Raw genomic sequence first — 11261 nt, 5'->3', positions numbered from 1 at the left:
GATCTCCGGAAATCAACATCCCAATTGCGCAGAGGATCGTCCGGCAGTGCCGCCTACGGTCGTCGCGAAGCGGCGAACCCCCCGGGATAGACGACTTGCAGTCGTCCTCTTCAGCCGGCCCGACGGCCCGCAAGTTCGCAGTCAACGCGACGCGCTCGAGAACCGCGCTGGACGCGGTTTAGGTTTATGCCTCGGACCGCGCGGGATCACGTCCTCGACGCATTCCCGAACAAGAGCGGCAAGACGTCGTGATAGCGCGAGGCGAAGTGCACCTTTAAGCCCTTGCGAACGTGCTCGGGCACCTCTTCGAACTCGCCTCGGTTGTCTTCGGGAAGGATGATCTCGCGGATGCCGGCGCGCCGTGCCGCGATCAGCTTCTCGCGAATCCCGCCGACCGGGAAGACCTCGCCGGTCAAGGTGATCTCGCCGGTCATGGCGAGCCGCCGGATCGGTTGGTTGCGGGCGAGGGAGAGGAGGGCCGATGTCATGGTGATGCCGGCCGAGGGGCCGTCCTTGGGGGTGGCGCCCGCGGGGACGTGGATATGGATGAAGGCGTTCTCGAAGAAGGCCGGATCGGCACCAAGCTCGGCGGCGTGGCCGACCAGGTAGCCGTAGGCGATCTCGGCGGATTCCTTCATGACGTCGCCGAGCTGGCCGGTGAGCTTGAAGCCGCGTGTGAAGCTGTGGGTCCGGGCGGCCTCGATGGAGAGCGTGGCGCCGCCCATCGCGGTCCAGGCCAGACCGGTGACGACGCCGGGGCCGGAGAGCTTGCGCTCGTCGCGAAACACCGGGCTGCCGAGATAGCCCTTCAGGTCGTCCGCGCCGACGCTGATCGGTGTCTCTTCGCCCTCGAGCATCCGCACGGCGACCTTGCGCACGATCTTGCCGAGCTGCTTTTCCAATCGCCGCACCCCGGCGTCGCGGGCATAGGCATCGATCAGGGCGCGCAGTGTCTTGGTGTCGAGCGTCACCGCACGTTTGGCAAGCCCTGCCCGGGCGATCTGGCGCGGCAGCAGATATTTCTTCGCGATCTGGAGCTTCTCCTCGGCGATATAGCCGGAGAGCTGAATGACCTCCATGCGGTCGAGCAAGGGGCCGGGGATGCTGTCGGTCTGGTTTGCCGTGCAGACGAACAGAACCTTCGAGAGGTCGAAACGCAGATCCAGATAATGATCGAGAAAGTCGCTGTTCTGCTCCGGGTCGAGGACCTCGAGCAGGGCCGAGGCGGGGTCGCCATGGTATGAGGCGCCGACCTTGTCGATCTCGTCGAGCATGATGACGGGATTGGCCGTGCCGGCGTCTTTGATCGCCTGGAGGAACTTGCCGGGCATGGCGCCGATGTAGGTGCGACGGTGGCCCTTGATCTCGGCCTCGTCGCGGATGCCGCCGACCGAGAAGCGATAGAAGCGTCGGCCGAGCGCGTCGGCGATGGAGTGCCCGATCGAGGTCTTGCCCACACCGGGAGGGCCGACCAGCAGGATGATGGAGCCGGCGATCTCGCCCTTGTGGATACCGACGGCGAGGAACTCCAGGATACGTTTCTTCACATCCTCCAGGCCGTAATGGTCTCGATCCAACACGCGGCGCGCCCGCTTGAGATCCAGCTTGTCGGCCGAGTGCTTGCCCCAAGGCAGGATCGTGATCCAGTCCAGATAGTTGCGGGTCACGGCGTATTCCGGAGAACCGGTCTCCAGCATGCGCAGCTTGTCCATCTCCTCTTCGATCCGCTTGCTCGCCTGCTCGGTCAGAACGAGCTTTTCGATCCGCTCGTTGAAGCGGTCGATCTCCGCCGTGCGGTCGTCCTTGGCGATGCCGAGCTCCTTCTGGATCGCCTTGAGCTGCTCGCGCAAAAAGAACTCGCGCTGCTGCTTGTGCATCTTCTCCTCGACCGTGCGCCGGATCTTCTGCTGTGCGCGGGCGAGCTCGAGCTCGTTGTTGAGCAAGACCAGCACCTTCTCCATGCGCGGCAAGAGCGGGAGGATCTCCAGGACATCCTGCAGCTGCTCCTTGGTGGAGGTCGTGAGGCTGGCCGCGAAATCGGACAGATGCGACGGATCGTCGGGGCCGAAGCGGTCGAGGAACATCCGCAGCTCTTCGACATAGAGCGGGTTGAGCGGCAGCAGCTCTTTGATGGTGTTGATCACGGCCATGGCGTAGGCCTTGATCTCCTCGTTCGGCGGACCGGCCGGCTCGGGGAGATAGGTCACCTGCGCGTCGAAGGGGACTTCGCGGCTGACCCAGTTGGCGATGCTGAAGCGCTGCAGGCACTCCACCAGGACTTGGAGGTGGCCGTCTTGCTGATGGACGCGGTGGACCCGGCAGGCCGTGCCGACCGGATAGAAATCGGTCGTCTGCGCCTCTTCGGAGGTCTCGCTGCGCACCAGCACGACGCCCAGGATCTTGTGCTCGCTCTCCCCGACCACCTTGAGTGTCGAGGACCAGCTCTCCGCATCCATCATCAGCGGAACGGCTTGGCCGGGAAAGAAGGGACGCGAGGCGACCGGCAGGATGGGGATGCGGGTCGGGAGGACATCGTTGGCCCGCGCGAGCGTGATTTCGGAACCCTCGTCGCCCCTGATATCGCTCGAATCCTCTCCTAAATCCTCGCCTGAATCCTCGACCGCCATTGCGCTGTCCTCCTTCGTCAATACCCCAATCGGATCGGTCAATTTCAGGGTACGACCGGCGATTTGCAAGCGGCATTCGCCAAGCGCGCATAGCTCGCGACATCGAGGTTTTCGGCCCTCAGCGTCGGATCGATCCCGGTTGCGATCAGCAGCTGTGCATCGACCAGTTTGGAGAGACTGTTGCGCAGGGTCTTGCGACGCTGCCCGAAGGCCGCGGCGACGATACGGGCGTGCAGTGCCGGGTCGTCGACGGGGTAGGGAAGCGGTCGATGGGGCCGTAACCTGAGGAAAGCGGACTCGACCTTCGGGGCCGGGGTGAAGGCGCCAGCACCGATGCGAAAGAGGCAGTCCGTCGAGCACAGCGTCTGAACCATCACCGAGAGTCGCCCGTAGGTCTTGTCGCCCGGGTCCGCGACGATGCGCTCCACGACCTCCTTTTGAAGCATCAGGTGCATGTCCTCGATGCAGTCGGCCTGCTCCAGGAATCGGAACAAGAGCGGTGTGGAGATGTTGTAGGGGAGATTCCCGACGAGACGCAGGCTCTCGCCCTCGTGCACGAGTCCGCAGAGGTCGAAGTTCAGGGCATCGGCCTGGTGGATCCGAAGCTCTCCGAGCGGGCCGAGCCGATCGGCGAGCGGGCCGACCAGGTCGCGATCCAGCTCGACGACATCGAGCGAGCCGACGGCGGTCAGGAGTCCTTGTGTGATGGCGCCCTGCCCGGGACCGATCTCGACGACGCGCTCGCCGGGTGTGGCGGCAATCGCCCCGTGGATACGGTCGATCACCTGGCGGTCGTGAAGGAAGTTCTGGCCGAAACGCTTGCGTGCGCGGTGGTCCATTAAACTGCGTCCGGCCTGATATGGATTGGTTGCGCCTCGATTCGGCCTCCGATCAATCCACGGCCGTCGGAGCCGACGCAGTTTAAGAGAGTATTTTTTTTCATTTAAACCACGTCGGCTCTAAGATGGTTGATATATTCGAGGGGTATTTTGCGCCTGGGCGTCCGGCGCCCGGTGAGTTGAGGCGATCTCCGGAAAAGGATCTACCCGCAGAGCCGGAACCAAGTGGTCGAAGGCTATACTCGTTGTCGTTGTCGTTGTCGTTGTCGTTGTCGTTGTCGTTGTCGTTGTCGTGTTCGTCGTCGTCCGGAATCCGATTACGACAACGACAACGATTGGATTCGGGGCTTAAACCGCGCCAGCTCCAACAAACGACGCATACCGCACCGGGCGCGTTTTAGCAGTTGTGGCAGACCTCGTGGGCGAACTGCTCGAGTTTACGCGTATCGGCGGCGAAGAGTCGGATACCCTCGGCGAGTTTTTCGGAGGCCATGGCGTCTTCGTTGAGTTCCCAGCGGAAGCCGGGCTCGTCGAACCCGACCTTCGGGATCTCCATGTCGAGCGCCCCTTCGGGGTCGAGTTTGCGCGGAACATCGCCTTCGGTCGAAGCAAGCTCGCCGAGCAGGGCGGGCGAGATGGTGAGGTAGTCGCAGCCGGCCAGCTCCAGGATCTCGTCGAGATTGCGGAAGCTCGCGCCCATGACGACGGTGTCGTAGCCGTGGCGTTTGTAGTAGTTGTAGATGCGGGTGACGGACTGCACACCCGGATCCTCGTCGGCCGGGTAGCCGGAGACGTTGTCGGTGTTCTTGTACCAGTCGAGGATACGTCCGACGAAGGGCGAGATGAGTGTGACGCCCGCGTCGGCGCAGGCGACGGCTTGGGCGAAGCTGAACAAGAGGGTCAAATTGCAGTGCAGCCCTTGGCGCTGCAGGATCTCGGCGGCTCGGATGCCTTCCCAGGTCGAGGCGATCTTGAAGAGGACTCGGGTGCTCGGGTCGATGCCGACGGCTTGGTACAGCTCCACCAGTGCCGCGGCGCGCTTAAGCGTCGCCTCGGTGTTGAAGGAGAGCCGCGCATCGATCTCGGTCGAGACCCGTCCGGGAACAATCTTCAGGATCTCCGTGCCGAAGTTCACGGCGAGCTTGTCCATGGCTGCCCGGGCTTGGCCCATCGGGTCGCTGCCGCCCTCGCGGGTGCCGAAGAGAACGGCGTCCTCCACCAGTTCGCGGTACTGCGGCATCTGGGCCGCTTTGAAGATCAGGGACGGGTTGGTGGTGGCATCTTGGGGCTGATACTCGGCGATGGACTCGAAATCGCCGGTGTCGGCGACGACCGTGGTCATGGTCTTGAGTTGGTCGAGCTTGCTCATGGTTCCACACCTTCTTCAAGGTTGAGACGCGTCGGCGTCGATGGGTTGACCTTAACGGAATCCGATGACGATTTCGAATCCGTCCGGGCGCTCGATGCGCCTCCAGAAAAGGGCCTGTCGCGCAGCCGCGCAAGAACCGCGCCGGCAGGGTGACCCGTCGAGGGCGTTTCGCCGGTGTCGATTCCGCGGGTGTCCTCTGCGCTCTTGTCGTTCATACTCAAGACCTATCGGGCCAAGGGTACGAGGTGTTTCGAACATCCTATGAGCCATTCGACAACGGAGCTTCGGGTGCCCGACGGCACGCCGTTCCAACAGGTCTCGGATCTGCTGACGGGATTCTATCGTCCTATCCTCGCGCCATCGGAGACGACGACGCGTGTGTTTTACGACACCTTCGATTGGGCGATCTTTCACGACGGCGGTGCTCTGGAATGCCGTACGCAGCGCTCGACGCGACGTCTGATCCGAAGCGATCTGGACGGCGCGTCGCCGTCTCTGTCTCAGACCCTTGCCGGTGATCCCGGTTTCGCCTCCGATCTTCCGCTCGGACCGGTGCGCGAGCGCATCCTGGAGATTTGCGGGATCCGACGGCTGCTCCCGCTTGTCGAGGTCGAGAGTCATATCACCGTCTTTCGGCTCGTCAACGACGATGCCGAGACCCTGTTGCGCGTCGAGATCGAGGCGCTGAGCGCACGCAACGCGGGCGGTGCTGTCTGCGGGCCGCTCGCGTCGCGTATCCGCCTCGTCGCGGAGCACTACCACGAGCAGATCGCGCAGGAGGTGACCGATCTCCTGACCGAACGACTCGGGCTCGAGGCCGTCGAGACACCGATCCTGTTGGAGGCGCTCTCGGCGTGCGGTCGATCCCCCGGAGACTATTCGTCCAAGATCGAGGATCGCCTCGATCCCGATCAGAGATCGGACGCGGCGCTCAAGACGCTCCTGCGGAGCCTGTTCACGACCCTGATCGCAAATCTGGACGGTGCGCGGGAGCATCTGGACAGTGAGTTCCTGCATGATCTGCGCGTCGCCACGCGCCGCACGCGCTCGGTCCTGGGCCAGGCGAAGGGCGTGTTTCCGGCCGATCTCCTCGAGGCTTACAAGGTCAGGTTCGCTTGGTTGCAGCAGGTCACCGGGCCGGTCCGTGATTTGGATGTCTATCTCCTGGATTTCGACCGTTATCGCGAGGCACTGCCGGTCCGGCTGCGTCCGAGTCTCGACCCGGTCCATGCCTTCTTGTCGGCCCGCCTGAGCGAGGAGCAGGGCCGCCTTTCCGTTGCCTTGAGCTCCCCCGCCTTCGCCGATTTGATGCGGGAGTGGAGGGTCTTCCTCGAGGCTCCGATCGCCGAGCATCTGGCCGAGCCCAATGCCCTGCGTCCGATCAAGGCGCTCGCCGACGAGCGCATTCGGCGCATGGCGAAACGCGTGCGTCGCGAGGGTCTCGCCATTCGGCCGGACTCCCCCGCCACCGAGCTGCATGAGCTGCGCAAGAGCTGCAAGAAGCTCCGATACCTGATGGAGCTTTTCCAGAGTCTCTATCCGCGGGGCAAGATGACCCGATTGATCAAGCTGCTCAAGACCCTGCTTGATCATCTTGGTCTGATTCAGGACTTGGCGGTACAGGCCGAGCACCTGCTCGACTGGGCCAAGCAGATGCAGGCCGAGGCTAGGGCCGATACCGAGACGCTGCTCGCGATGGGCGCGCTCGTCGGTCAGCTCTTGGGGCGCCAGGAGCAGGCCCGCGAGGCATTCGCCGAGGTCTTCGATCGGTATCTGCACGACGACCACCAAGCGTTGTTCCGTGCCCTGTTCGAGCGCGGCTGAGACACGATCGGTAAGGGGAGTGCGTTGGTCGTATCGAGAACCCCCGCCGCAGGCGGGGTTCGGAGGAGGTCAAGAGAGGTGTCGATGAGATTGACTCTGCCGTCAGGCCTGAGGACGTCGCTCGTGTTGCTTGCCGCTGTTGCGACCGGCGCCGGCGCGGCCAACCCGGAGGAGGGGCTCTTCGATCTGGACGATCTTCGGGTGAAAATCACCGAAACCCTTCCCTATGTTGAGGTCGAGCACGCGGGGAAACCGGTCATCTTGATGCGCCACCAGGAGCCGGATCACACCATCGTTGCGCCCTACGAGCAGACCGCCCGCGACTGCCCTCCCTACTGCATCCAACCGATGCAGCTGGCGCCCGGCGTGGAGACCATCGGCGAGCTCGAGCTGATCGCCTATCTCGTGCGCGCATCCAAGGGCGAGCCGATCCTGGTGATCGATTCACGCATCGAGCCATGGGTGTCGCAGGGGATGATCCCGGGTGCAATCCATCTCCCCTACACGCGACTGGATCCGGCGCACGCGCAGCCCGAGGCGGTGGCCGAGTTGTTGGAGTTCGAACTCGGTGCGATTCGCTTGAATGCGCTCTGGAACTTCAGCGCCGCCAAGACCTTGGTCTTTTACTGCAACGGACCTTGGTGCGGGCAATCCCCGACCAATATCCGCGCCTTGCTGGCGCTCGGCTATCCCGCGGATCGGATCAAGTGGTATCGCGGCGGGATGCAGATGTGGGAGCAGCTCGGCTTCACGACCGTGAAGCCGTCGGCGGCGAACGCCGACGAATAAGCTGCGGCATTGGTAATCGATGCCCACACGTCTGCGAGGGTGCTCGGCAAGTTGAGCATCGAATCTAAACCGCGCCGGCTCCGACAGTCATCGGAGCCGGCGCGGCCAAGCCATTCCAACAAATGACGCATACCGCTCCGGGCGCGGTTTAGGGAATCCGAAGCGGCGTTTCTGTCTCGCGCGGCGATGCGCCCGGCAGCTGATCCGATGCGAGAGGCTCGCTCGGGTCGATCAGGCGCCGCACCCAATCCAGCATCGGCTCGATCGCCGCTTCGGCGGTCGGCGTCAGCACGTAATTGGAATAGTCGAAGGAGGTCCCGCACGCCGAGACCAGGAAGGTCTCGGGGACCTTGTCGTAGAGTGTCTCGCACCAGGCGAGCAGCTCGCGTGGATCCAGAAAATGCGCCATGGTCGACATGGCGCTGGCGTCGGGGGCGAGCGACCGGCAGCGCACCTCGCCCGGTGCGCCGTCGACCGCGGCGTCGAGAAAGACGACGCGGTCGTGCTCCACCAAATCGGCGACCAGTTCGGCTGTGAGGATGTGGCGCGAGATCACCTCCACGCCTTCCGGCATGCCCTCGGCCTGTAGCCGATCCGCGACCAGCGGCCCAATCGCGTCATCGCCGCGGATCGGGCTGCCGTAGCCGATGATCAAGATCTTCCTGCCTCCCATGCTTGTGCGATCCATTCAGCCGCGCCTGAGCGTGTCGACAACCCGGCCGGTCGCATCCTTCAGCTCGATGGCGAGCGGCATCTCCCCGAAGGCATGCGAGGCGCAGGACAGACAGGGGTCGAAGCAGCGGATAACCGCCTCGACGCGATTGAGCATCCCCTCCTGAAGATTGTTGCCGTCGACATAGGCATCGGCGACCTGACGGATGCTCTGGTTCATGGCGAGGTTGTTGTGTCCGGTCGCGATGATGAGGTTCACCCAGGTGATGAGCCCCTCGTCGTCGATGCGGTAGTGATGCATCAGGATCCCGCGAGGGGCTTCGGTCACCCCGATGCCTTCGTAGCGGTTGCTGCGGGCACGGGCACGCACGCGCGCGTCGAGGATGGTCGGATCCTTGAGAAGGCGCTCCATCATCTCGAGCGCGTAGATGATCTCGACGAGGCGTGCATAGTGATAGTGGAAGCTGCTCGCGATCGGGCCGGATTCCTGAAGCATGTGAAATTCAGCGAGTGCGACGTCGGCATAGGGCGTGCCGCAGGCATCGACGTTGTTCAGTCGCGCAAGGGGTCCGACCCGATAGATCCCCTTGGGATAGCCCTGCGGTTTGTAGTAGGGGAACTTCATGTAGCTGAAGTCCTCGACGGCCTCGCCGATCAGACGCTCGTACTCGTGCGGCGGCACCATGTCTTCGAGGATTCGGCCCTGGGCGTCTTTGAGTCGCAGGAACCCGTCGTAGTGCTCCAAGTGACCTTTGGGGCTGACCAGGCTCAGAAACATGGTCGGTTGATTGCCGAAGTGACTGGCCTCGTCCTTGAACTTCGGCACCAGGGTCTTGAAGAAGGCGTAGGTCCGCTTGGCGATGTCCAGTCCCTCGGGCATCAGCTTGAGCATCGCATCGCGCTTCTCCTGCGTCAGCGGCTCGCTGACCCCGCCCGGGACGACCCAGGTCGGGTGGATCTTTTTGCCGCCCAAGGTCTCGATGATGGTCTGGCCGATCTGACGCAGTCGGATGCCGTCTTTGGCCAGCGCCGGGTCTTGGCGCATGACGCCGAAGATGTTGCGCGAGACCGGATCCGAGTCCCAGCCGAGCAAGAGGTCCGGCGAGGAGAGATGAAAAAACGATAGGGCGTGCGACTGGGTGATCTGCGCGAGGTTGATGATGCGGCGAAGCTTCTCGCCGGTCGGCGGGATGCTGACCGAGAGCAGGTGATCGCAGGCCTTGTTGGATGCCAGGACATGACTGACCGGGCAGATCCCGCAGGTTCGCGCCGTCAGCGCGGGCATCTCGCGATAGGGTCGGCCCTCGCAGAATTTCTCGAAGCCGCGGAACTGGGTGAGATGGAACTTGGCGTCTTCGACCTCTCCGGTGTCCCCGAGCTGCAGGGTGATGCGGGCATGGCCCTCGATGCGGGTGACGGGTTCGATGATGACGGTGCGGCTCATGGATGCGGCCCCTGGCGGTTGGGATTCGGTGTGGCGTTCGAGTCTTCGCCTTCGTTGCTCAAGGCGCGCTCGGTAATCTCGTGGTAGAGATGGGTCATCCTGGCGATGATGTCATCGAGCTCCGGGTGCTGCGTCCACTTGGACTGCTTGTCCTTGGCATCGGCGAAGACCTCGGTCAGGAACTCGATATCGAAGCTGTCAAGCCCCGCGCCGCGCTCGACCTTGGACTTGATGTCGAGCAGGCGCGGCAGGCGCTGGGTGCGCAGGCGCTCGAGAAGCGCGACGATGACGCCCGCATCGGAATCCTGTGCCGATGGACTTGGGGCAAAAGGCTTGGTCACGGGTTCAGGCCCCGAAACGTGTCACGGAGCTGGGGTCCGGTGTGCGTCCCGCGATCAGCTCGCTCAACACGTACCAAATGGCGTCGGCGCTCGGCGGGCAGCCGGGCACAAAGACATCGACCCCCACGACACCGTGGATGGGTTTCACGACGGACAGCAAGGCAGGAACCCCTCGAGTCGGGGTCTGCGGTTGGACCGCGACGGTGTCGCGGTAGGCGTGATTGACGACGTCGGCGAGCTTGAAGTGGTTGCGCATGGCCGGGACGTTTCCGTTGACGGCGCAATCGCCCAGGCTGACCAGGATCTTGCAGTGCTTGCGAAACGCATGTGCCTTTTCCAGATCGTCTTCCGAGCTGATCGAGCCTTCCAGGATGCCCACGTCCACATGGTCGGGCAGGGTTTTGGTATCGACCAACGGGCTGTAGACGATGTCGACCTGCTGGACCAGCTCGATCAGGCGCTCGTCCATGTCCAGGAAGGACATATGACAGCCCGAGCAGCCGTCCAGCCAGGTGGTCGCGACCGTGATCTTGGGCGATGTGCTCATTGGGCATGTCTCCGGCGTGCGAGAATCGGCAGGAAGTGTTGATCTTTGACCATCTCGCCGACCGAAGTGCCCTGTTTGACCAGCGCGCCGGTCGGACAGACCTGCACACACTTGCCGCAACTCGTGCAGGTGTCGCTCTCGCCCCAGGGTTGTGCCATGTCGGTGATCACGCGGCACTCGGTGCCGCGGCCCATGACGTCCCAGGTATGTGCGCCCTCGATCTCGTCGCAGACACGCACGCATCGGGTGCAGAGGATGCAGCGGTCGTGATCGAGGCGAAACATCTCGTGCGAGCTGTCGACCGGATAGCTCGCTTGCCTGTAGGGCACACGGACATGGTCGACACCGCACTTCTGCGCCATGTACTGAAGCTCGCAATGCCCGTTGGAGACGCAGACCGAGCAGACATGGTTGCGCTCGGCAAACAGCAGCTCGACGATGGTGCGGCGATAGCGCTGGAGCTTCTCGGTGTTCGTCTGGATCTGCATGCCTTCGGTGACGCGGGTCGAGCAGGCGGCCAGCAGACGACCTTGGCCGGCCAGCTCGACGAGACAGAGCCGACAGGCGCCCCAGACCGAGAGTCCTTCGAGATAACAGAGACTCGGAATCGGGATTTGGTTCTCGCGACAGACCTCGATGATGGTCTCGTCTTCGCGGGCGGAGAGATCCCGACCGTCGATGGTGAGCGTGACGACGCGGACATTCGGTTGCTTGGCGGGTGGGGGCATATCGGCTCCGTCAACCTCGTTCGTGCAGTTTGAACCGCAAAGGCGCGCAGGAAACAACGCAAGGTCCGTCGCTGCAGATAT

11 protein-coding genes are annotated in these 11261 nt (G+C 63.4%); 2 read left to right on the top strand and 9 right to left on the bottom strand.

The window, feature by feature from the left end; translation table 11 throughout:
• Nucleotides 1-206 precede the first annotated feature (206 nt).
• From lon to BDD21_RS27365, 4 genes are all read right to left on the bottom strand, one after another.
• Nucleotides 207-2627, bottom strand: a complete 2421-nt coding sequence (gene lon, locus BDD21_RS04220; RefSeq protein WP_120796075.1) for an endopeptidase La — start codon at nt 2625-2627, stop codon at nt 207-209.
• 44 nt (nt 2628-2671) lie between these two features.
• Entirely contained in the window at nt 2672-3466 is a 795-nt protein-coding gene (rsmA, locus tag BDD21_RS04215; RefSeq protein WP_120796074.1) for a 16S rRNA (adenine(1518)-N(6)/adenine(1519)-N(6))-dimethyltransferase RsmA, read from the bottom strand.
• 397 nt (nt 3467-3863) lie between these two features.
• Nucleotides 3864-4835, bottom strand: a complete 972-nt coding sequence (gene tal / locus BDD21_RS04205; RefSeq protein ID WP_120796073.1) for a transaldolase — start codon at nt 4833-4835, stop codon at nt 3864-3866.
• Nucleotides 4832-5050, bottom strand: a complete 219-nt coding sequence (locus BDD21_RS27365) for a hypothetical protein (protein ID WP_147430988.1) — start codon at nt 5048-5050, stop codon at nt 4832-4834. Before BDD21_RS27365 ends, tal begins: the two co-directional genes overlap by 4 nt.
• A gap of 46 nt (nt 5051-5096) precedes the next feature.
• Here BDD21_RS27365 and BDD21_RS04200 point away from each other — a divergent pair, with 46 nt between their 5' ends.
• Complete coding sequence (locus BDD21_RS04200) at nt 5097-6659, top strand: CHAD domain-containing protein (protein WP_120796072.1); 1563 nt, start codon at nt 5097-5099, stop codon at nt 6657-6659.
• Nucleotides 6660-6743: 84 nt separating this feature from the next.
• Nucleotides 6744-7448: a rhodanese-like domain-containing protein gene (locus BDD21_RS04195; protein ID WP_120796071.1), complete on the top strand. Its 705-nt coding sequence runs from the start codon at nt 6744-6746 to the stop codon at nt 7446-7448.
• Between the two features lie 148 nt (nt 7449-7596).
• Here BDD21_RS04195 and BDD21_RS04190 read toward each other — a convergent pair whose 3' ends face one another.
• Genes BDD21_RS04190 through hoxU form a run of 5 tightly spaced genes read right to left on the bottom strand, consistent with a single transcriptional unit; the run spans nt 7597 to nt 11180 of the window.
• Complete coding sequence (locus BDD21_RS04190; RefSeq protein WP_245969394.1) at nt 7597-8136, bottom strand: hydrogenase maturation protease; 540 nt, start codon at nt 8134-8136, stop codon at nt 7597-7599.
• The gene (locus BDD21_RS04185; protein WP_120796069.1) at nt 8137-9564 is read right to left on the bottom strand and encodes a Ni/Fe hydrogenase subunit alpha; all 1428 of its coding nucleotides are present in this window, start codon (nt 9562-9564) and stop codon (nt 8137-8139) included.
• Entirely contained in the window at nt 9561-9905 is a 345-nt protein-coding gene (locus tag BDD21_RS04180) for a hypothetical protein (RefSeq protein ID WP_120796068.1), read from the bottom strand. Before BDD21_RS04180 ends, BDD21_RS04185 begins: the two co-directional genes overlap by 4 nt.
• Nucleotides 9906-9909: 4 nt before the next feature.
• Nucleotides 9910-10452 (bottom strand): NADH-quinone oxidoreductase subunit B family protein, encoded by a 543-nt coding sequence (locus BDD21_RS04175; RefSeq protein ID WP_120796067.1) that lies wholly within the window; start codon nt 10450-10452, stop codon nt 9910-9912.
• Nucleotides 10449-11180 carry a bidirectional hydrogenase complex protein HoxU gene (hoxU, locus tag BDD21_RS04170; protein WP_120796066.1) on the bottom strand — a complete coding sequence of 244 codons (732 nt, stop codon included), beginning with the start codon at nt 11178-11180 and terminating at the stop codon, nt 10449-10451. The genes BDD21_RS04175 and hoxU overlap by 4 nt, the downstream gene beginning before the upstream one ends.
• Between the last annotated feature and the right edge of the window lie 81 nt (nt 11181-11261).

Source organism: Thiocapsa rosea, from assembly GCF_003634315.1.
In the GTDB taxonomy this organism is placed as follows: Bacteria; Pseudomonadota; Gammaproteobacteria; order Chromatiales; family Chromatiaceae; genus Thiocapsa; species Thiocapsa rosea.
The sequence above is the reverse complement of the archived record's forward strand: the minus strand, read 5'-3'. Positions and strand labels throughout refer to the sequence as shown.

Coding starts and splice junctions, on each gene's coding strand:
- BDD21_RS04185 (WP_120796069.1), bottom strand. CDS start 9,564: ATGAGCCGCACCGTCATCATCGAACCCGTCACCCGCATCGAGGGCCAT.
- BDD21_RS04175 (WP_120796067.1), bottom strand. CDS start 10,452: ATGAGCACATCGCCCAAGATCACGGTCGCGACCACCTGGCTGGACGGC.
- BDD21_RS04190 (WP_245969394.1), bottom strand. CDS start 8,136: ATGGATCGCACAAGCATGGGAGGCAGGAAGATCTTGATCATCGGCTAC.
- BDD21_RS04195 (WP_120796071.1), top strand. CDS start 6,744: ATGAGATTGACTCTGCCGTCAGGCCTGAGGACGTCGCTCGTGTTGCTT.
- tal (WP_120796073.1), bottom strand. CDS start 4,835: ATGAGCAAGCTCGACCAACTCAAGACCATGACCACGGTCGTCGCCGAC.
- BDD21_RS27365 (WP_147430988.1), bottom strand. CDS start 5,050: ATGAACGACAAGAGCGCAGAGGACACCCGCGGAATCGACACCGGCGAA.
- hoxU (WP_120796066.1), bottom strand. CDS start 11,180: ATGCCCCCACCCGCCAAGCAACCGAATGTCCGCGTCGTCACGCTCACC.
- BDD21_RS04200 (WP_120796072.1), top strand. CDS start 5,097: ATGAGCCATTCGACAACGGAGCTTCGGGTGCCCGACGGCACGCCGTTC.
- rsmA (WP_120796074.1), bottom strand. CDS start 3,466: ATGGACCACCGCGCACGCAAGCGTTTCGGCCAGAACTTCCTTCACGAC.
- lon (WP_120796075.1), bottom strand. CDS start 2,627: ATGGCGGTCGAGGATTCAGGCGAGGATTTAGGAGAGGATTCGAGCGAT.